Consider the following 18,548-nt stretch of genomic DNA (forward strand, 5'->3'; position numbering starts at 1 on the left):
GCAGCGCTTGTCGTCGATTGCCCTGACGATGTCCGGCTTGGCTGAAAGTGTCTCAACGAGGCAACCTGCAAGCGTATGAACAGCAGGTTCTGGTGGTGTTCCAGGTCCGGGTCTACCAGTTGTAAACCTCGATGCTGGCCTCGACTTTTCTCTCTCCCGACAGCGCCTGACTTGCCTCAATGCCAATGCTCCAGCCATCCCCTTGCGCAACGTTGACGCGCGCCCCGGCGGCCAGGCGATATCTGTTGCGCGAACTGGGCCCGCGGAAATGAACGTGGGACAGGAGCAGCCCAAGTGTCCGGCTGTGCTTGGTTACCCAACCGACGAATTTGTCCTGAAGGAGCAATTCATCAAGAATGTGCTGGATGGCGTCCAGGTTGTAATACTTCTTTCCGTCAGGACCGATGGCTACGAACCCGAACGTATCAATGTGCACACTGCAAACGTCAGGTGCGACAGCAATGTGCAGGCTTGGAACACCTGTTTCGCGATAACCCTGGCCATTGGTCGCCATCGACGCGATCCGGTCGCAAAAGTGTTCCTGGTTGTCAGGTGCAAATGCAGGCATCTTCAAGAGCGCTTCGAACTTCTTTGCATCGCGCGCAAGAAATTCCATTCCTTGACCGTTGCTGACGCCGACGCTGTAGACCGACTCGATGTGATCGGGAAGCTTGATGCGATGGAGTTTGTACAAGCGGGTACAGATTTCCTTGTAGACGCTGTTTCCAACATAGCTGCCAATTCCCAGCGCCTTCTTTTTGGTCGGAGGCATGGTGGTTCTCCTCTTCAATTTAGCATTCTGGATGACGTTCCGATCCGCGGATTGAAAGATTCCGGTACTGGTGACCACAGTCACCTCGAAGAACTCGCAAGCCTTCGACAAGCCCGATTGACCAGATGTCCGCTGTTCATGTTGGCTCGTGTGGGCAATACGATTTGTGCCGAACTGGTCGCGGCATTGTGTGGAAAATGCCTCATTTCAATTTCTCCATTTTGAATGGTTGCAGGCAACAGATGCTTCCTCTGTGTCCCTTGGTTGCCGCACTTTTGGCGATAAGATCTTTTGCATTCGCGTCACCGGAATGATCACGCCGCCCGGGGCGTCCAGGTCGATGATTTCCACGCTCTCAAATCCACATGCCCTGTAGAGCAATTCGCCAACCGGGGTGGCAACGAGCTCCAGACGGCGCACACCGGCCAGGCGGGCCGCAAGCTCGCACACGGACAGAATGGTCCGGCCAAATCCCTTCCGCGCGTGACCCGGGTCGGTGTACATTGCACGTATGCGTGCAACACCGTTCGACTGACTTTCGGGGGGACGGTATTGCCCGTTCGGGTTGTGGATCATCGGCCCGCGCCAACTCCAACCACCGGACGCGCGGATTTTGCCATTTACTTCAAGGACGAAATACGTGCCGTCCTCTATCAGCCAGGGATCCAGTGGTGTGAACGCGTATGTTGCAGCACGCTGTTCTGTCGACAGGAAAGGGCCCAGCAGGTCCCGGGTTGCAAGGCCTGCCAGTGCCTCAAGCGCCGGGTGGTCGGCGTCGGTCGCCGGTCTGATTAAGACCGGCGCCGGATCGCGAGTATCCTGCGCGCAGTTACCAGATCCGAACGGTTTCAAGACCATCCTCCGAGAAGGTAACCTCGCGATAGGTGCCATGCGCATCGCCTTCGGGTGTGAACTCCACGGCGCTTGCCCCGACATAGTCGATCGCGCCACCCTGGGAGAGAATGAACATGCCTTTTGCGATCTCGCCAGGGCCGATCTCGATACCCGGTGCGTTGGCAACATGCGGTATCATCTCGGCAACTGCCTTGCCGTCCGTGGTTCCGGCGGCTTGCATGGCCAGTGTCAGAACCGCAGCCGCGTCATAGGCTTCGGCGCGAAATGGCGCCTGTTCCGTAATGCCGTTTTTCTCCAGTATCTGCGCGAACGAGGTTGCGCGGTCATTGTCACTTCCAGGAAGGGTTCCAATTGACTGCCCTAGCGCTGCACCGAATTCCTCGATCATGGATTCCGACACCATTCCGTCTGGCAACACAAACCGGTCAAAGGCACCTGTATCGAGAGAGGTTTGCACAATCGCACGGCCCCCTTGGTCCGCATATCCCGCGACCATGAGAATATCGGCACCGCTGGCAGCAAGTGTTGCGACTTCAGCTGCATAATCTACTTTGCCGTCCATATGGGCCTCGGAAATCAGGACCTTACCGCCCCGATCCTCGAAGGCTTTGGTGAATGATCCGGTGAGGCCTGACCCATATTCATTGTCGGTGTAAGTGAGGGCGATTTTCCGGATGTTCTTTTCGATCAGCAGCTCAGCAAGCACTTCACCCTGTCTTGCGTCAGAGGGTGCCGTGCGGAAAAACAGACCGCCGTCTTCCATGTCTGTCAGTCCAGGCGACGTTGCCGTTGGAGAAATGGAAAGAATGCCGTGGGGACGCGCGACATTGACCAAAACAGCCGAGGCAGCACCGGAACACCCGGCTCCGACAAACGCCACGGCGTTTTCTTGTTTCACAAGCCGTTCTGCGGCCGCTACTGCCGCATTCCTGTTTACACAGGTGCTGTCGGCACGGACCGGGACAATTTTCCGACCGTTGAGAAATGCGTCTGATTTCGACGCTTCACGCAAGGCGAGCTCCGCCGTTTCGGCGATCACCGGCGCCATGGACGCGATCGGTCCGGTGAAGCCGAACAGAACACCAATTCGAACCTCGCCGTCCTGCGCCAGGGCTGCGGATGAAACGCCAGCGCAGAGCGCGGTTGATAACAAAAATTTCCTGATCATTCGAAAATTCCTTGGTTGAGAGAATTGGACCTGGTCCCGCGGAGACAGCCGGAATTGCAATTCCGGCAATCCGGAAACACCGCTGATCGTTCACCCGGTCGAGTGTCCATTGGTCAGCCGCGGTCGTAATCTGCAGATCTCAACGTAAGGGGCACTGAGTGTGCAGGCTTGCAGGAAACTTGTAGATTTCGGGGAGGATTCGAGGTTTTTACCTGGCTCAAGACCCGCATGTTCGGTCTTCTGGAGTTAATTCCGCGCAATTTCAATGGCTTTGTGGAGCGCCGACAGTGGTGAGAAGTGCAACAGGTTCGAGCCTGTGATATTTGGATGTCCGGCATCCTGTGCCGTCAACGGGTAGAAAACCTGCCGGACCTTTATTTGGAGCACATGGAGCCGGACCCTGGTTTTTGGCCGAGGGTCCAGAGGGAGCGGGTCATGATCTACAGATTTGACGCGTTTGAATGCGATACGGACAAATTCGAATTGCGCAAGAACGGAGCCAGGGTTGCGATCGAGCCGCAAGTCTTTTCCGTCATCCAGTTTCTGATCGAAAACCGGGAACGGATGATCTCCAAAACAGATCTGATCGATGCAGTCTGGGATGGACGTATCGTCTCGGACGCTGCTGTCAGCAGCCGCATTCGCTCAGCTCGGCAAGCCCTGGAAGATAGCGGAAAAACCCGTCGCCTGATCCAGACTGTTCATGGCCGAGGGTTTCGCTTTGTCGCAAAAGTGGCCGAAGTCACGCGCCCAGTTTCAATTGCCGTCAAGGGTGCTGTTTCCGAGCCAGCCGGACAAACAACGCAGCGCGGTGATGGTTTGGCCTTGCCTGCCCGCAAAGGCTGCCCGTCAATCGCTGTGCTGCCCTTCGACGATTTCAGCGTAAATCAGCATGACGGTTTCTTTGCAGCCGGATTGACCGAAGAGGTCGTGGCAAACCTGTCCAGATTTCACGATCTGTTTGTATTTTCCCGCTCAACCACAGCTGCTCTGACAGGCCAACAGGCCACGATTGGGGAGTTGCGGGAGAGAATCGGTGCGGACTTCGTGATTGAAGGAAGCGTAAGAAAGTCCGACACTCGCGTGCGCGTCACGTTTCAGCTGATCGATACGGCAACCGACGGGCATGTTCTGGCAGAACGATTTGATCGCGAATGTAGCCTGACGAGTGTTTTCGAGATCCAGGACAAGATTGCGTTGCTGATCGCGGCACGGGTTGCGAACCGGCGGGACCTGCTCGACGATCAGATGCAGCTAACTGACCGCCACGGCCGACCGGAGAAGTGGGAAACCTACCGGTCCATTGCCCGGTACTACGAGTATGTCCGGATTCGGGATCCCGGCCTGCACGCATCCTTGCGAGATGATTTGCGGGATGCAGTCCAAAGGGACCCCAAATCATCAGATGCCTGGGCGGCGCTTGCTGTCGTTTTGCTCGACCAATACAGATTTCCGGTTAAAGCGCGCGACAACCGTACTCTTCTGAACGAGGCTCATCGAAATGCCAGGTGCGCGATCTCTCTTGACCCGGACAATGCGTTTGCCCATCAGGCGCTGGCAATGGTTCAGTTTTACCGCAACGAACTTGAAAATTTTCTGAGCTCGGTCGAGACATCCATTGCCCTCAATCCCGGCAAGGCAGATGCTCTTGCCGAATTCGGCTACTGTTTCTATATGGCGGGTCACATTGAACGCGCGATTTTCTTTCTCGACCGCTCTTCAGAGCTCAATCCTCTGGAAGATGGCATCCCCCGGCTGTTCCGCGCAGGGTGCTGGTTCATGCAGGACAGGTTTGAAGATGCCATGCGTGAAATCAGCAAATCGCCGATGCCCGGTGCCTACTGGTATCATGCCTATGTGATCGCCATTTCACATGCCTCCGGAAATCGTGAAAGAGCCGAGAAGGAAGCTGCAAAAATGCGAAAGCGCTTCCCCAACTTCATGACGGATCGCCTGGCGATGAACAAGACCCTGTGTGTTTCACACGAGGTCGACGCCAAATTCGCGACGATCTGGGAGAAGTATCTTTCCTGAGCCTCCAAGAAAAATCGGGGGAAGCGATTTCAAATTTGTTTCTTGGCTAAGCTTCGATGGTTTGTTTACCGGTTACGCTTGAGCGCACTGTCTTGAACCCTCTTCGCGAATTGTTGAATTTCTGAGGCGCAGGAAACAGGTCAGAAAAACCTGTTTCGCAATTTCAATCAGAAAAGCAGGTCATCGACAAAGGGTGAAAAATCGTCATCTCCCGTCAACGCAAAATCAAGAACCGCGGTTTCTTGATAGGTAACTTTGATTTCTTCAAAATTTAACGAAAGAGTCTCAGTTGGAATCTCACCATCGGATGAGTCAAATTCACCGGTGTCGAATTCAAAATCATCCATATGTGAAGGGTATTCTTCTGATTCCAAAACAAAATCAAACCCATCATTAGGCTCGAGTCTCGTTTTATCTTTAAATTTATTGATTGAAACCTGAGAATAACGCGACATTGCTAAAACCTTTCTTAAAAAAACATGCTTTGAAATTTCAATCCTGATGCTAATCGGAAGGCTTGTGTTTTTCTGTGACTCCGGTCACGCAATACCTTTTGAGACCAGATCCCGCCGTGCATCCTGCAGCACGAAGGAAACCTGGAGGCAGACATCTGTTACATCTGAAGCGTTGTTCTGAAAATGGTGAATGGTGCTCGTCCGCTTGGGGTGCGGCGAGCCGTTCGTTGATCCGAACAAGGTGATTTTGACCTTCGGTTGCCAACCGAGTTATCGGAGCTTCAATTTCGAGTGCAAATTTGCAGAAAATCCACGCGTTGATCGTTTCGCGCCGATATTAACGAGTGTGCTCGCAGTCCGACTTGGCGGTCGGTTCAGGACCTGGCAGCTGATTCAGGCGTAACGCCGTGTTTCCTGCGGCAACTCGCCGGCAATGGCATTGCGGACGGCTTTGCGGATATCGACAAGCGAGAACGGCTTGGTGATCACGTCGTGAACCAGTGCGTCCAGACCGTTCGCACGCTCGCGCTGATCGGCAAAACCTGTCATCAGCAGTATCGGCATATCTGGAAAATCACGCGCGGTTTGCAGGGCGAGCGCAATGCCGTCCATGACCGGCATCTTGATATCGGATACCAGAAGATCGAACTCGCCCTTTTCGCGGGTCAGCGTTTCTACGGCTTCACCACCGTCTTCCGCCACGTCCACCGAATGTCCATCAAGTTCAAGCGCGCGCTTTACGAAACTGCGTACCGCTTCGTCGTCTTCCGTTAGAAGAATGCGAGCCATGCTCACGCTCCTGTTTTGCCGTCTGCCGCTGCCTCGTCTTCGGAAGCCACGACATATCCAATAAAGGGCAATTGCCGCCACGCATGGCCCATATCCATACCGTATCCGACGACAAACTTATCAGGACAGGCAAATCCCACATAGTCGGCAGATATGGCAGCTTTGCGGCGCTCGGGTTTATCCAGCAGTGCCGCAATCCTTACAGAGCGGGCGCCGCGCCCGATCAGCCGCTCCCTAGCAAAGGCGAGAGTACGGCCCGATTCCAGAATATCATCCACTAAAATTATATCGCGGTTGTTAACGTCACTTTCAACATCGCGCAAAACACGGATGTTTTCCGATCCTTCTGTTCCTGCGCCGTAGGAAGACAGGTGAATGAACTCCATTTCAGGCTCCAGATTGGCGCGGTGCATGGCGCGGACAAGATCCGCGGCAAAAATGAAGCTCCCCTTCAGAACGGCGACGACGAGCAGGTTCCGGGGGTTTCCCTCGGCGATTTCCTGGGCAACCGCTGCAACACGCGCGGCAATGGCATCTTCATCAAAAAGGGTACGGATATTGGCTGTCATGATCACTCGAGTACTATTTGGCGTTTGCCGCGGTCGGTAAACCGGACCTGGATATCGGAGGCCTCTTCCGGCGGGTCGGCCAGTATTGTCCTGAACCGGGTTTCATCGAAACCGTTCAGAGCTTTTGTGCGCGGTTCGACGGTCCAGGCATATACTTCCTGCAGATCCGAATTGCGAATGGAAAGTCGAACGGCCGGCACCGCATTTGCTTCGTCGAGAAGATTACGGATCGACCCTTCGACAACAAGAACCTTCTTGCCGTCCTCGATTTCTGAAAATGTTCTGAGGTTGCGGAATTCAAGGCCGCGCAGGTTGACGTCAAAGCCGATTATCTGAAAGAGGCTGGCGAGGTCCGGTGATTGCTTGACCATGCTGTCTCTGAGCAAAACAAAGGACGCAAGCGCGGCAATTGAAACACCGAAAATCAACAGACCGCCCAGCCTGCGATAATTTCGCCTGGAGAGCCAGCCCAGCAAGGCCCCGATATGATTGCGGCGGAACTTGTCGGGATTGACGATGATCTTGGGTCGCTTGGCCTGGGATTCGATGTCGACCTGGTCTTCCGCATCACCCTCGTCCGCGGCGAGATCGGCAGCAAATTTGCTCTCGTCGGCGCTTGCAGGTGTGTCTGCCGGTGGCGATTCGAAATTCGCGATATCTTCCTCTGGTTCGGAGTCTTCCGCCGGCTCCTGCTCCGCTTCGTCGGATTGTGAATCCGCCTCGGAATCAGCCGCCCAGTCAGCTTCATCCTTGTCAGTTTCGGCGTTGTCGGTTTCGCCCTTGTCGGTTTCGTCTGGATCCGAACCTGTGGTGGATGAATTTTCAGCCGCCTTGAAATCTGCGGATGCGTCGTCATCATCAGGGCTGACAAACCAGCGGTTGCCGCATTTGGCGCATTTGACACTGCGCCCTTCCGGACCGACAGCTTCTGTCTTGATTTCATAGGACGTACTGCAGTCCGGACATTTGATCTTCATGTGCGAAGACCTTTCGCCATGTCTTGCTCAAGCGCTATTATCTTGTGACCGACCGGGTCGAAATCCGGCATGAAATGTTGGACAAATGCCGGCAAATCCAGTCACGGACTTTCAGGTCACTAATGGACCTTTATATGATTAATGCACCGTTAACGGCCTGGCTATAGCGTCGGTCCATCAACAGGAGACAAATTTGTGATCCGCTTCGAAAATGTCGGATTGAGATACGGTATGGGACCGGAAATCCTGCGGGACCTGACATTTCAGGTCGAACCGCAGTCGTTTCAGTTTCTCACCGGGCCGTCAGGCGCCGGCAAGACCAGTTTGATCAGGCTCCTGTTCATGTCGCTTCGTCCGACGCGCGGATTGATCAAGGTTTTCAACCGCGATCTGAGCGTTATCGACAAACAGGAACTGCCGCAACTGCGCCGCAAGATCGGAGTCGTGTTCCAGGATTTCCGTCTGCTTGATCATCTGACGACCTATGAAAACGTTGCCTTGCCGCTTCGCGTCGTTGGTAAACAGGAGTCCGAATACCGTTCGGACGTGATCGACCTGCTGAAATGGGTAGGCCTTGGTGACAGGATGCATGTCCTGCCGCCGGTCTTGTCGGGTGGCGAAAAACAGCGTGCCGCCATCGCCAGGGCGCTGATCACGAGACCGGAAGTGCTTCTCGCGGACGAGCCGACCGGAAACGTCGACCCGCCTCTCGCGCGCCGTCTGTTGCGTCTTTTCATAGAATTGAACAAACTCGGCACTTCCGTTGTGATCGCGACCCACGATATCGCATTGCTGGAACAGGTGGATGCCCGGCGCATGGTGCTGGCCGACGGACGCCTTTCGATTTTTGACTAGGCGACAGACATACGACCAGGCAACCCAATGGCCCAGACCGAGAACAATGATGATGAGCAGGCAGTGGCCGTGGAAGTGAAACCGCCGAACCGGCTGGTTCGCAAAAAGCGACCCAAGAAGAAAGCGGCCCCCAAGGCCCCGAAAACGGAGCAGGGCGATGCGGCAAAGCTTCGTCCGGCTGCCGCGATCGTACCGCCTCAATCGGTGGCGGGACGGGCACTGACGCTTGTTGTCGCGATCATGAGTTTCCTGGCCTGCCTGACTGTTGGTGCCGTGTCCATCGTGTGGGACGCGGCCGATGCCTGGCAGAATGATCTTGTTCGGGAGATCACGATACAGATCCGGCCGACCGAGGGTGTCGACATGCTTCGGGAAATCGACAAGGCGGTTGCGCTTGCCCAGGAGTTCCCGGGAATAGGCGCAGTCCGTGCGTTGTCTGATTCTGAAACAAAGGCCCTGCTGGAGCCCTGGCTGGGGGAAGGGCTGGAGCTCGAAGGCCTGCCGGTTCCAAGACTGATCCAGATTACCGTAAGCGATCCGGAGCTTCTGAACCTGTCTCAGCTGCGCAATTCGGTCTCCGGGCAAGTGACCGGTGCGAGTGTCGACGATCATTCGATCTGGACGTCCCGTCTTTCGGCCATGGCCGGTGCTGTTGTTGCCGGTGGATTTGCCATTATGGTCCTGGTGATGGGATCGATGGTCCTGAGCGTGGTGTTTGCGACCCAATCGGCAATGGCGGGCAACAAGGACGTCGTTTCGGTTCTTCATTTCGTCGGGGCCGAGGACGGCTTTATTGCGCGGGAGTTTCAACGGCACTTTCTCATGCTGGGCCTCAAGGGAGGCGTGTCCGGAGGTGTGGCCGCGATTGTCTGTTTCGTACTTGTCGACATGTTGACCCGTCAGGGTTCGGGTCAGGCAGGATCTGACCAGGTTTCGGCGCTCCTCGGTTCAGTGTCCGTCAGCCTGCCCGGGTATTTCGGTGTCTTCGCCGTTGTGTTCCTGGTTGCAATTCTCACAGCGTTGACATCCGGTCTTGCCGTCAAGGCCCATTTGGCGAAAGTTGATTGATTTTAATGTAGAATGCCGCGAAATTGGCCGAATCAACGATCACAGTTGCTTCATGTCGCACGCTGATACGCTCATAGACCCTTCATCAGATGACGGCGTTCACGCCGGAGCCGGGCGAAGTGTGTCTTCGGGGAGCGGAAACGACGTCGCGGATGTCAACGGCAATTCCGTTTCGAAAAAGCGCAGAAAGCGATTCGGACTGAGGATAGCGTTTCTCCTGTTCCTGGTTGCGCTCATGGGGGGAACAATCGGCCAGTTTCTCTATTTTGCCCATCAGATTGCCACGGCAAAAGTACCGAAATCAGCCAATGCCGATGCGATTGTCGTACTGACGGGAGGCCATGCGCGTGTCAACGAAGCGGTTCGTCTTCTTGAAGAAGGTCATGCCAATCGCCTGCTGATTTCCGGGGTCCATCCGGGAACGACGCGCGAACAGCTTGCAGCTGTGACCGCCTCAAGCATGCCGCTCGAAAAAAGCACTGTTGATCTTGACCGGGTTGCGCGCAACACCGCCGGAAATGCTACCGAAACCGCAAACTGGGTCCAGAAGAACGGGTTTGATTCGTTGCTTGTTGTCACCAGTGCGTATCACCTTCCGAGGGCGAAGGCCGAGCTCTCCGATGTTCTCCCCCAAGTCAACCTGATTGCCTATCCGGTTTTTTCAAAGGATCTGAAACTGGATACCTGGTATCGCGAACCGGCAACGATCCGGCTTCTCATGCGCGAATATGTGAAGTATATCCTCGCCAGACTCCGCAACACCGTGAAGGGCATGAACTGAATTTCGTCAGTGCATGACCATAGCGGTGACCTTGCTCCGCTCAAGCTTTCTGGTGCCATGCTTCTCTTGCGTTCTACCCTATTTCAGGTGCTGTTCTACCTGGTCACGTTTGTCGAAATGATCCTGTTTTCACCGGTCATGCTGTTGCCGCGCAAATGGGGCTGGCCGATTGTACCGTTCTGGTCGCGGTCCCTGCTTTGGCTGATGCATGTCGTCGCAGGTATCAAGGTGGAAATCCGCGGCCGGGAAAATTTGCCGGAAGGCGGATACATCGCCGCCATGAAACATCAGTCTGCCTGGGAAACGGTCGCGCTGATTCCGCTTTTTGCGAGCCCTACCTTCATCTTGAAACGGGAATTGCGCTGGATCCCGATATTCGGCTGGTACACGGCGAAATACAGACAGATCCCGATCAACCGCGGAAAACGTTCCGAAGCGCTCGCCGCCATGATGGAGGCGGCCAAGGAAGCGATTGCTGAAAAACGCCAGATCATGATTTTTCCTGAAGGGACCCGAAGGCCCGCAGGAGCAGAGCCAAAATACAAATACGGCATTGCCCATCTTTACAGGGACCTGAAATGCCCGGTCGTACCGATCGCTCACAATGCCGGGCTCTATTGGCCCCGGTCGTCCTGGAAAGTTTATCCAGGCACTGTGATTGTCGAGATCCTTCCGCCTATCGAGCCGGGTCTTGCGCCGGATGTCTTTTATGAGCAGTTGGTGGATTCGGTCGAAACGGCAAGCAACAAGTTGATCGAGGAAGCCCGGCAGGCGCCCGTCCCGTCGCCTGTGCTGCGGGAAGTCGATGCAAGCAAGACCACCGAACCCGTCGGAAACAGCAGTTGACTGGAATTCCCCTAAAGGGCCTTCAATTTCTCTGCGAGCCAGGCAAGGTTGCTGTCCGCAATGCCCATCTCTTCCAGGTGGGAGGCGGTATTGATCACGTATTCGGGATTTTCGCCTGATTTACCGACAGCACCGTTGACGATCTCAAGCTGTCTTTCCACTGGGAGAGCACCGGCATATTGCGCATGACCATGATCCACCATGTAGACGAGAGCCTGCACTTTTTCACCACTTTCAAGCTCGATATTGTGCCAGTGTTCCTTGTAGACCATTGTGGTCTGTTCGCGCGCACGAAGGTAGTCGAGCGTATCGGGCCAGATGTCCTCGGCGACCTGGTAAGCCATTCCGCGGCAGGCGCCGCCGTTGTCGAGACCGAAAACCAGGCCAGGACGGTCCTGCGTGCCGCGGTGAACCCATGAATAGACACACAATGCCCTGTGGGCACCGCGCAACAGGGCCTGCTCGGAGCGCAGATGATCAAATCCCGGGTTCCACATCAGGGATCCGTAGCCAAATACCCAAAAATTGCTCATATCGCCCTATCTATCCTTTGGTCGGTAGCGGAGATAGCAATACCTGGTCGATGATTCAATGCGTGGCGCAGGTTGCCCGAACAAGAATGCCCCAAACAGGGAATTGAAACCGTGTCAGAAAACGAAAGCAAACCGGCAAGGTCCTCCAGGCGCCGGTTCATAATTCTCTTGAGTGTGATCGTGCTGGTCGTTGCTGGCTGGTCTGGTGCCTGGGTCTACGGCCGGTCCGTGCTGGCCGGGCAGCTCGACCTGCAGATGAAGGCCATGGCAAAGGAAGGTGTTCAGGTCAGCTGCGCGGATCTTTCCATCAGCGGGTACCCTTTCCGCTATGAGGTCTACTGCAAGGAGCTGATCTCCCGGGACAGGGCCGGTGCTGAAGGTTCTCTTGGTGCGCTGAATGCCGTCGCGTTGATCTACAATCCCTGGCACATCATAGTCGAAGCCAAGGCACCGGCGTCGGTCGCCGAACCGCTGAGTGGCCTCCTCGGCGAAGTGAAGTGGGAAACGGCACGGGCAAGTGTCAAATTTTCCAGCGCCTCGCTCGGCGCCTTTGACGCGGTTCTGGAGAAGCCGGAAGCTGCGGTTGAAAACGCGGTTTCAGCGGGTGTTTTCGCGGCGGACAAGGCGGAAATTCACTTGAGGGAATCACCAGAGCTGGCTGGTACGGTCGACGGATTCATATCCATAGCCGCATTGCAGTTGAAATCGGTACCGAACCTCACCGAAACGATTGATCTTCGCGGCCACCTGCAGATAGAGGGCGGGTCCCCGCTTCTGGCGGGTGCTGATATAGTCAGCCTGGTGCAGTTCAACAACGGCAGTCTGCCGGTCAAGCTGGTCCTGATGGAAACAGTTATCGGCAAGAGCAGGCTGGGAACGTCAGGAGATCTGGTCGTCAATGGAGACGGGACCGTGTCAGGTCAGCTGAACATGACAATTGGCAATGCTGATGGACTGCTTCAAACGCTAAAGCCGCTGTTTCCGCCGCAGGACAACGGATTTTCCGTTGCCCAAACCGTCGTTCAAAGCCTGAAGGCAACCGAAAAAGAGGTCGACGGCGTTCCCTCGATCACGTTGCCGGTTGCGATTGATCATGGGGTCGTTCGTGTCGGTTTCCTCTCCCTCGGTCGGATCCCGCCACTCTTTTCGGCCGGATCCTGACGCCGCGTCCATCCGGGGCACGGGAGGTTTGACCGTGCCGGCGCGGAGCCGAATTCCTCGACGGTTCAGTCTCCGGCAACCCTGTCGATCGGGATCACATAGCTCTTGCGATGGTCAGGTTCGGCAATTTTTTCGTAAAGCGCGACCGCCGGGGCGTTTTTGCCGGGAACAATCCAGCGCAGATGTAACCAACCGCGCCTCTGGCCTTCGCTGACAAGCGTTTCGATTATCTTCCGTCCGGTTCCCTGGTTGCGGTGGTCGGGATGAACGTAGATGTCATCCAACTGACCGATTCGCAGTCCCGTGATCAGTTCGGGCAAGTCGAAATAGACGCCAAAACCGACCAGATCATTGGCGACGAACGCCCCAAGAACCTCGGCGGACTTGTCGCCCAAAATGCGTTCAGCGTAGTACTCGTCGGGTCTGCGCGGCGCTCCGCGTTTGAGCGCCTGGGCATTTTCGGCAATGAGTGGCGCGAGCTGATGGGCATTTTCCGGCCCAAGGACCCTGATTTCCGCAGTTGTCATGAATTCCCCGGATATGGCAGATGAAAATAGTGACCCCCAACATGTCCCGAAACAGGAGCCGGGATCAAGGACCTGAATCAAAATCCGTGAAATGGGCACCCAAGTCTTTTGCTATGCGGCATTTCATGCCAAGAGCGAACTGGAAAACAGAATCGGACGATGGGTAATGGCGGAAACCGGACGTGTGAAGGCAACGGCAGTCGGGCTGAGCGCAGTTCTGATGTGGGCGACGCTCGGCGTCTTCGGGGCTGGTTCTGGCGGTGTTCCACCGTTTTTGCTGAATGCGCTCTGTTTCGGCATTTCAGGAACCCTTGCGCTGATCTGGCTGACGATTTCGGGGAAGCTTGATCGTCTTCGCCAGCCGCTCAAAGTCTGGGCCTTCGGCACCATAGGACTGTTCGGCTTCCATTTTTTCTACTTCACGGCGATCCGGAACGCTCCTCCGGTCGAGGCCAACCTGATCAACTACACCTGGCCACTTCTGATCGTGTTGTTTTCAGCACTGCTGCCGGGAGAAAAACTCCGGATCCATCATGTTATTGGAACCATCCTGGGTCTTGCCGGCGCAGCACTGCTGATCAGCGGCGGAGAAGGAATTCAGTTCTCGGGCGGATTCGCGATCGGATACGGAGCAGCGGTTACCTCCTCACTATTCTGGGCAAGTTACTCTGTTCTGTCGCGGCGGCTCGGGGCAGTGCCGACCGAGGCGGTAGCGGGATTTTGTCTGATGACGGCCATCCTCTCCGTTTGCTGCCATATCGCGCTTGAAGAGACCGTTTGGCCCGCCGGATCACTGGAATGGGCCTCGGTCCTTGCTCTTGCGCTGTTTCCGGTCGGCCTTGCCTTTTTCACCTGGGACATCGGCGTCAAGCGCGGCGACATTCAGGTGCTTGGAGCAGCTGCCTATTCCGCTCCCCTGTTGTCGACACTCCTGCTGATCGCGTTCGGCTTCGGAGCACTTACGATGTCCGTAGGAGTGGCTTGTCTTGCAATCACGCTGGGTGCCGTAGTCGCTGCAAAGGACATGATTTTCAAGAAAGGTCGTGGCGCCAAGACACCATGAAAAAGGCGAGTTGACCTTACCCCTTCGGCGGATATCGCGGAACTGAGCGATCCGTTAGGGTGCATTCAAGTCTCCAGCGAACAGTCCAGGATCCCTCAATGACACTATCGATCAGACCGCGCCGATCCGCTCTTTACATGCCGGGTTCAAATGCGCGAGCCCTTGAAAAGGCAAGGACACTCAATGTTGATTGTCTGTTGCTGGATCTCGAAGATGCCGTGGCGCCCGACGCCAAGGAACTTGCCAGAAATCAGATTGTCGAAGCTGTCGCGACGGGTGGATATGGTGAGCGGGAGGTCGTCATTCGCATCAACGGTCTCGATACGCCTTGGGGAGAAGCGGATCTGCAGGCAGCCGTCACCGCATCTCCGGACGCGATCCTTGTGCCGAAAGTCAATTCGCCTGCCGACCTTCAACGTGTCGCGCACATGCTTTCCATTCATAATGCCCCTGATACGCTGAAGCTCTGGGCGATGATGGAAACACCGGAGGCAATGCTGAACGCCGGGGCCATCGGTTCCTGCGGCAAGGATCCGGCAGTCCGGCTTTCCTGTTTCGTCATGGGGACCAACGATCTTGCCAAGGAAACCCGCGCCCGGTTGACGGCCGGCCGCGCCGCGATGATGCCCTGGCTGATGACTTGCGTTGCCGCGGCGCGTTCCGGTGGTATCGATATCCTGGACGGTGTTTACAACGCGTTCCAGGACACCGAAGGTTTTGCAGTCGAATGTGCGCAAGGAGCCGAAATGGGCATGGACGGCAAAACGCTGATCCACCCAAAACAGATCGATGCCTGTCATGCGGCATTCAGCCCGTCGGAAGACGAAATCGCCTGGGCCCGCAAGATCAACGAGGTGTTCGAACTTCCGGAAAATGCCGGCAAGGGCGCAATCCAGGTGGACGGCAAGATGGTTGAACGGCTACATGCCGATATGGGCAGGCGGGTGATCGCGATTGCCGATACCATCGCCGCCCGGGGCTAACCGAGAGGCCCGAACTCGGGTCACGCGGCTCCGCATACATCAAAAGGATTCTGGACCATGAAGCTCTACCGGCTCATCACAGGTATCGACGACAGCGAATTCTGTCACCGGGTCACGCAGGCTCTCAACAAGGGCTGGGATCTTTCCGGCTCGCCTACCATGGCTTACGACGCAACAAGAGGCGCGACAATCTGCGGCCAGGCCGTCACAAAGGAAGCCAAAGGACAATATTCCCCGGAAATAAAGCTCGGCGAATACTGACCACCGGATCAATTTGTGTTTGACCGTGATCCGGCATCAGGGCCGGATCATGATCTTTTTTCGCACTGGTGTTCGCTCGAACGTGTTTCAGTGCTTCAGCTTCGTCTCGAGAACCTTGGTGACCTCTTCTGCGTTGAAGGGCTCCTTCAGGAAATTGAACAGCGGTTCCAGTTTTTGTGCGCCTTCCAGATAATCCTCGTAGCGCAACCGATAGCAGACATCCTTGTTCGAATCGGCATAAGCCTTTGTCAGGTTTTCGAAATTTTGCCACTTTCGCTTGACTTCGGCCTGTTCCATGTTCTTCCAGAATGAAGACTTGGCAACGTTCTCGAAGGATCGGTTCTGAAAGATGAACCGGCTCTTCGGAAAATAAGTCCGGATCGTGTCGAGGAATTTCGGGAAATACCGGGGATCGTTGTGATACCGGATCTCCTTGAAGCCGAGGACCCGTGCAGTGCCTTTCGGACAGAGCACCCTGGAGACGAACGTGTCAAAAAGACCCATCGCATAGTCATCAACGTCGACGTCTTCCATGCCGTACCAGGGGTCAAGGGACGTTCCCACCATCTTGCCGAAATAGGGTCGTTCAGTAGCGATCCTGGACCGCTCCGGTTCCTGACGCTGCTGAAAATTTCCTTCTCCGCGGATGGCTGTTATCGATCGGCACAAGTGCACCAGCGCGTTGCAGTTTTCTCCGCGAATGAAATATCCGGGAAGCGAATTCAAAAGGTGCTGCGTCAAAGTTGACCCGGATCGCCCAAACGCTACGACAAAGACAAATCCGTCTTTCGGGAAATACAGCGCTGGATACTGCTTGTTCAGTTGGAAGCTGTCCTCCCGAAACGGCAATACATTCGACATGATGCGATCTCCTGAAAATCAGACTGAACGTCCGCAAAATTACGTTCAGCCCGGCACTTCGCCTAAAACCATAGATCCGCATTGTCCTGTTCAAGCCATCAGTCTTGCTTTGCCGACGGCTCGTAAAACTGAGATGGATCTCGTGCACAATATTTTTTCTGAATAATGTCTATTTTCGCAAATATGTCTAGAAGTACTTTAAATGAATCCAGAAAGCTAAAAATTGTTTCGAAAATGCTATTAAATACTTTTTATTTATTTGAATACGAGTTCATCTTTCAGAAAGAATGTCAGTTCGAAAACATGGCGTCGAAAAGCCGGGTGTAGATTTCCTTCACCAGTCCAGCTTCCTGATGCCCCTGCCGGTAGAGATTGCTCAGCCCGGGGGCAGCATTCACCTCCAGTACGACAGGAGCCGATCCAGGGTCCGTTTCTTCAGGTACAATCAGGTCTACACCTGCGTAGCGCAAGCCGAGGTTTCTGGTGGACTTACAGGCGATGTCAAGAAGGTCAGGTGCGATCTTGTCAGTAATGATCTGAGCCGATCCGCCGGAAGACAGATTGGACACGGGAAGTAGCGAAACGATTTGCCCGGCAGCCGGAACACTTTCCGGCGTCAGTCCCTGCAAAGACAATTGGTCCGCAAACCGGCTGTCGGCCGGACTACTCCGGTCATCGGCAACGACAAGCTCCGAAACCGGGCGCCTACCGTCGCCGGTCACCTGCGGAGGCCTGCGTTCGATGGCGCACAGGACGTCACCATCAAGAACGACAATCCGGATATCCCTGCCTTTCATTTCTTTCTGGACAAGGATTTGGGCGTGACGACTTGCGATTTCGCGAAGCGCTGCGTGAAGCGCATCATATGAATCGACCCGAACAACGTCCCGGCCTTCCTTTCCGCAATTGGGTTTTACAAACAGCGCGTAATCTTGCTTTGCCGCGAAATCGAGTACGTCCTTGTTCAATGGCTTCCCGTCCTTGATATCGGAGCCGAAGACAAGGAGTGTTGCCGGCACGGCAACACCGTTCATATCAAGGAATTTTGCCGTATAGGCCTTGTCATTCGCGATTTCCGAACTGCCGAACGGATTTATGTCGAACCGGGCGCCCTTGAAATACCAGCGCTTCCCTTCAGGGCTCTCGATAAGACCGGCGTGGCCATGGGGATCACCTGCGATCAGGCGCAGGTTTTTTTGTGCGCAAAATGGTTCCAGTAACCGGAACACAAGTGACCGACCTGTTGCATCAGGCTTATCCTGAGGTGCCAAATCTGCTCAGTTCCGGCCCTTGCGCTGATTTGCATTGGCCAGGTAGTCGATCTTGAACAGATCCGGGTTGGTCGGCGCATTGGAAACAACGTTGTAGACAGCAACAGACGTGTCATAGCCCTGCTGGTCGGTGACGGTCCATTGCTTCAGCGCAAAGTCATCGGTGTCAAAGATGAGCGTCAATGTGCCTGAATTGAACTTGGTCTTGTCAAAAATCGTGACGGTGATCAGGTCTTTTTCGACCAGCACGTTGGTGACGTTCGTGTCTTTTTCAAGGTTAATCGAATCGGACAGGAGGAAACGGAGCGGTGTCTGTCCGAGGGGCCAGATGTCCTGTGTGTTCAGCTTGCGGTCACGCACGGAAACCGACTTTCCGTCCGCTACGATGTCGAGCACGGAGGGTTTGTTGTAGTAGAAACGCACCTTTCCAGGACGGGCTATGTAGAACTTGCCGTCAGACTGGCTGCCATCCGGACCGAACTGGATGAAATCGCCATGCATGGTTTTCACGGAGTTGAAATAGGTACTCAGTTCCTGAAGCGTTTTCTGCTCTTGCTGGGTCAGTGCTTGCGCCGGAAGCAGAAGGGTCAATGTTATGGCTGCTGCCAAAAACGGCCGGCTGAGATGTCCGGCCAGGCGAAGAGCAAAGCGTTTCAGCATGATGCAATGTCCTAAATCGTTATTTGCCGCAATTATTATACCCTAGCTATTCAGAGTGT

Annotated in this window: 21 protein-coding genes; 9 read left to right on the forward strand and 12 right to left on the reverse strand. The window is 55.2% G+C overall.

The genetic code is table 11. The features are described from left to right. Window positions 1-112: 112 nt before the first annotated feature. The 3 genes from ACO6TI_RS04350 to ACO6TI_RS04360 form a co-directional block, all read right to left on the reverse strand. Window positions 113-772, reverse strand: coding sequence for a hypothetical protein (locus tag ACO6TI_RS04350; RefSeq protein WP_409856376.1), 660 nt, complete (start codon window positions 770-772; stop codon window positions 113-115). 207 nt (window positions 773-979) lie between these two features. Continuing rightward, the gene (locus tag ACO6TI_RS04355) at window positions 980-1,624 is read right to left on the reverse strand and encodes a GNAT family N-acetyltransferase (RefSeq protein WP_422384419.1); all 645 of its coding nucleotides are present in this window, start codon (window positions 1,622-1,624) and stop codon (window positions 980-982) included. Then, window positions 1,602-2,795, reverse strand: a complete 1,194-nt coding sequence (locus tag ACO6TI_RS04360) for an ABC transporter substrate-binding protein (protein ID WP_422384420.1) — start codon at window positions 2,793-2,795, stop codon at window positions 1,602-1,604. Before ACO6TI_RS04360 ends, ACO6TI_RS04355 begins: the two co-directional genes overlap by 23 nt. A 435-nt stretch (window positions 2,796-3,230) precedes the next feature. Here ACO6TI_RS04360 and ACO6TI_RS04365 point away from each other — a divergent pair, with 435 nt between their 5' ends. Beyond that, window positions 3,231-4,829, forward strand: a complete 1,599-nt coding sequence (locus ACO6TI_RS04365) for a winged helix-turn-helix domain-containing protein (RefSeq protein WP_422384421.1) — start codon at window positions 3,231-3,233, stop codon at window positions 4,827-4,829. Window positions 4,830-4,996: 167 nt separating this feature from the next. Here the strand turns inward: ACO6TI_RS04365 and ACO6TI_RS04370 are convergent, their stop codons facing one another. The 4 genes from ACO6TI_RS04370 to ACO6TI_RS04385 all read right to left on the reverse strand — a co-directional run bounded on the left by ACO6TI_RS04370 (window position 4,997) and on the right by ACO6TI_RS04385 (window position 7,619). Next, on the reverse strand, window positions 4,997-5,284 hold the full coding sequence (locus tag ACO6TI_RS04370; RefSeq protein WP_422384422.1) for a hypothetical protein: 288 nt from the start codon (window positions 5,282-5,284) through the stop codon (window positions 4,997-4,999). Between the two features lie 393 nt (window positions 5,285-5,677). Next, on the reverse strand, window positions 5,678-6,073 hold the full coding sequence (locus ACO6TI_RS04375) for a response regulator (RefSeq protein ID WP_108875687.1): 396 nt from the start codon (window positions 6,071-6,073) through the stop codon (window positions 5,678-5,680). Between the two features lie 2 nt (window positions 6,074-6,075). Further along, the gene (gene hpt, locus ACO6TI_RS04380) at window positions 6,076-6,642 is read right to left on the reverse strand and encodes a hypoxanthine phosphoribosyltransferase (RefSeq protein WP_035898033.1); all 567 of its coding nucleotides are present in this window, start codon (window positions 6,640-6,642) and stop codon (window positions 6,076-6,078) included. Window positions 6,643-6,644: 2 nt separating this feature from the next. Beyond that, the gene (locus tag ACO6TI_RS04385) at window positions 6,645-7,619 is read right to left on the reverse strand and encodes an MJ0042-type zinc finger domain-containing protein (protein WP_196900174.1); all 975 of its coding nucleotides are present in this window, start codon (window positions 7,617-7,619) and stop codon (window positions 6,645-6,647) included. Window positions 7,620-7,814: 195 nt separating this feature from the next. Between ACO6TI_RS04385 and ftsE the strand changes: the two genes are divergently transcribed. From ftsE to ACO6TI_RS04405, 4 genes are read left to right on the forward strand one after another with little or no spacing between them, the layout of a single operon-like run. Continuing rightward, window positions 7,815-8,474, forward strand: coding sequence for a cell division ATP-binding protein FtsE (gene ftsE / locus ACO6TI_RS04390; RefSeq protein WP_055115142.1), 660 nt, complete (start codon window positions 7,815-7,817; stop codon window positions 8,472-8,474). Window positions 8,475-8,501: 27 nt separating this feature from the next. Beyond that, a complete protein-coding gene (locus ACO6TI_RS04395) occupies window positions 8,502-9,542 on the forward strand; it encodes a cell division protein FtsX (protein ID WP_055115144.1) in 1,041 nt (346 codons plus the stop codon). A 52-nt stretch (window positions 9,543-9,594) separates the two neighbouring features. Next, complete coding sequence (locus tag ACO6TI_RS04400; protein ID WP_422384423.1) at window positions 9,595-10,323, forward strand: YdcF family protein; 729 nt, start codon at window positions 9,595-9,597, stop codon at window positions 10,321-10,323. Window positions 10,324-10,380: 57 nt separating this feature from the next. Then, complete coding sequence (locus ACO6TI_RS04405; RefSeq protein ID WP_422385292.1) at window positions 10,381-11,169, forward strand: lysophospholipid acyltransferase family protein; 789 nt, start codon at window positions 10,381-10,383, stop codon at window positions 11,167-11,169. An 11-nt stretch (window positions 11,170-11,180) separates the two neighbouring features. On the opposite strand, the gene ACO6TI_RS04410 is transcribed toward ACO6TI_RS04405, so the two are convergent. Beyond that, on the reverse strand, window positions 11,181-11,702 hold the full coding sequence (locus ACO6TI_RS04410) for a gamma-glutamylcyclotransferase (RefSeq protein WP_422384424.1): 522 nt from the start codon (window positions 11,700-11,702) through the stop codon (window positions 11,181-11,183). Between the two features lie 111 nt (window positions 11,703-11,813). Here ACO6TI_RS04410 and ACO6TI_RS04415 point away from each other — a divergent pair, with 111 nt between their 5' ends. Beyond that, the gene (locus ACO6TI_RS04415) at window positions 11,814-12,863 is read left to right on the forward strand and encodes a DUF2125 domain-containing protein (RefSeq protein WP_422384425.1); all 1,050 of its coding nucleotides are present in this window, start codon (window positions 11,814-11,816) and stop codon (window positions 12,861-12,863) included. A 65-nt stretch (window positions 12,864-12,928) separates the two neighbouring features. Here the strand turns inward: ACO6TI_RS04415 and ACO6TI_RS04420 are convergent, their stop codons facing one another. Further along, window positions 12,929-13,390, reverse strand: coding sequence for a GNAT family N-acetyltransferase (locus ACO6TI_RS04420; protein WP_055115153.1), 462 nt, complete (start codon window positions 13,388-13,390; stop codon window positions 12,929-12,931). A 166-nt stretch (window positions 13,391-13,556) separates the two neighbouring features. Between ACO6TI_RS04420 and ACO6TI_RS04425 the strand changes: the two genes are divergently transcribed. The 3 genes from ACO6TI_RS04425 to ACO6TI_RS04435 all read left to right on the forward strand — a co-directional run bounded on the left by ACO6TI_RS04425 (window position 13,557) and on the right by ACO6TI_RS04435 (window position 15,697). Next, window positions 13,557-14,453 carry a DMT family transporter gene (locus ACO6TI_RS04425; protein ID WP_422385293.1) on the forward strand — a complete coding sequence of 299 codons (897 nt, stop codon included), beginning with the start codon at window positions 13,557-13,559 and terminating at the stop codon, window positions 14,451-14,453. Between the two features lie 98 nt (window positions 14,454-14,551). Then, complete coding sequence (locus ACO6TI_RS04430) at window positions 14,552-15,436, forward strand: HpcH/HpaI aldolase/citrate lyase family protein (protein WP_422384426.1); 885 nt, start codon at window positions 14,552-14,554, stop codon at window positions 15,434-15,436. A 57-nt stretch (window positions 15,437-15,493) separates the two neighbouring features. Then, entirely contained in the window at window positions 15,494-15,697 is a 204-nt protein-coding gene (locus tag ACO6TI_RS04435; RefSeq protein ID WP_055115157.1) for a DUF1737 domain-containing protein, read from the forward strand. Window positions 15,698-15,784: 87 nt separating this feature from the next. Here the strand turns inward: ACO6TI_RS04435 and ACO6TI_RS04440 are convergent, their stop codons facing one another. From ACO6TI_RS04440 to ACO6TI_RS04450, 3 genes are all read right to left on the reverse strand, one after another. Continuing rightward, the gene (locus tag ACO6TI_RS04440; RefSeq protein WP_422384427.1) at window positions 15,785-16,558 is read right to left on the reverse strand and encodes a sulfotransferase; all 774 of its coding nucleotides are present in this window, start codon (window positions 16,556-16,558) and stop codon (window positions 15,785-15,787) included. 290 nt (window positions 16,559-16,848) lie between these two features. Continuing rightward, entirely contained in the window at window positions 16,849-17,829 is a 981-nt protein-coding gene (locus ACO6TI_RS04445) for an ATP-grasp domain-containing protein (RefSeq protein ID WP_422384428.1), read from the reverse strand. A gap of 6 nt (window positions 17,830-17,835) precedes the next feature. Then, window positions 17,836-18,489, reverse strand: coding sequence for an outer membrane lipoprotein carrier protein LolA (locus tag ACO6TI_RS04450; protein WP_055115160.1), 654 nt, complete (start codon window positions 18,487-18,489; stop codon window positions 17,836-17,838). Window positions 18,490-18,548 lie beyond the last annotated feature (59 nt).

Source organism: Roseibium album (assembly GCF_965233825.1).
Classification (GTDB): domain Bacteria; phylum Pseudomonadota; class Alphaproteobacteria; order Rhizobiales; family Stappiaceae; genus Roseibium; species Roseibium album.

What these genes read in the sequence shown, in the direction of transcription:
- ACO6TI_RS04400 (WP_422384423.1), top strand. Translation starts at nt 9,595, where the DNA reads ATGTCGCACGCTGATACGCTCATAGACCCTTCATCAGATGACGGCGTT.
- ACO6TI_RS04425 (WP_422385293.1), top strand. Translation starts at nt 13,557, where the DNA reads ATGGCGGAAACCGGACGTGTGAAGGCAACGGCAGTCGGGCTGAGCGCA.
- ACO6TI_RS04440 (WP_422384427.1), bottom strand. Translation starts at nt 16,558, where the DNA reads ATGTCGAATGTATTGCCGTTTCGGGAGGACAGCTTCCAACTGAACAAG.
- ACO6TI_RS04420 (WP_055115153.1), bottom strand. Translation starts at nt 13,390, where the DNA reads ATGACAACTGCGGAAATCAGGGTCCTTGGGCCGGAAAATGCCCATCAG.
- hpt (WP_035898033.1), bottom strand. Translation starts at nt 6,642, where the DNA reads ATGACAGCCAATATCCGTACCCTTTTTGATGAAGATGCCATTGCCGCG.
- ACO6TI_RS04370 (WP_422384422.1), bottom strand. Translation starts at nt 5,284, where the DNA reads ATGTCGCGTTATTCTCAGGTTTCAATCAATAAATTTAAAGATAAAACG.
- ACO6TI_RS04375 (WP_108875687.1), bottom strand. Translation starts at nt 6,073, where the DNA reads ATGGCTCGCATTCTTCTAACGGAAGACGACGAAGCGGTACGCAGTTTC.
- ACO6TI_RS04350 (WP_409856376.1), bottom strand. Translation starts at nt 772, where the DNA reads ATGCCTCCGACCAAAAAGAAGGCGCTGGGAATTGGCAGCTATGTTGGA.
- ACO6TI_RS04360 (WP_422384420.1), bottom strand. Translation starts at nt 2,795, where the DNA reads ATGATCAGGAAATTTTTGTTATCAACCGCGCTCTGCGCTGGCGTTTCA.
- ACO6TI_RS04450 (WP_055115160.1), bottom strand. Translation starts at nt 18,489, where the DNA reads ATGCTGAAACGCTTTGCTCTTCGCCTGGCCGGACATCTCAGCCGGCCG.
- ACO6TI_RS04365 (WP_422384421.1), top strand. Translation starts at nt 3,231, where the DNA reads ATGATCTACAGATTTGACGCGTTTGAATGCGATACGGACAAATTCGAA.
- ACO6TI_RS04435 (WP_055115157.1), top strand. Translation starts at nt 15,494, where the DNA reads ATGAAGCTCTACCGGCTCATCACAGGTATCGACGACAGCGAATTCTGT.
- ACO6TI_RS04385 (WP_196900174.1), bottom strand. Translation starts at nt 7,619, where the DNA reads ATGAAGATCAAATGTCCGGACTGCAGTACGTCCTATGAAATCAAGACA.
- ACO6TI_RS04395 (WP_055115144.1), top strand. Translation starts at nt 8,502, where the DNA reads ATGGCCCAGACCGAGAACAATGATGATGAGCAGGCAGTGGCCGTGGAA.
- ACO6TI_RS04405 (WP_422385292.1), top strand. Translation starts at nt 10,381, where the DNA reads ATGCTTCTCTTGCGTTCTACCCTATTTCAGGTGCTGTTCTACCTGGTC.
- ACO6TI_RS04430 (WP_422384426.1), top strand. Translation starts at nt 14,552, where the DNA reads ATGACACTATCGATCAGACCGCGCCGATCCGCTCTTTACATGCCGGGT.
- ACO6TI_RS04410 (WP_422384424.1), bottom strand. Translation starts at nt 11,702, where the DNA reads ATGAGCAATTTTTGGGTATTTGGCTACGGATCCCTGATGTGGAACCCG.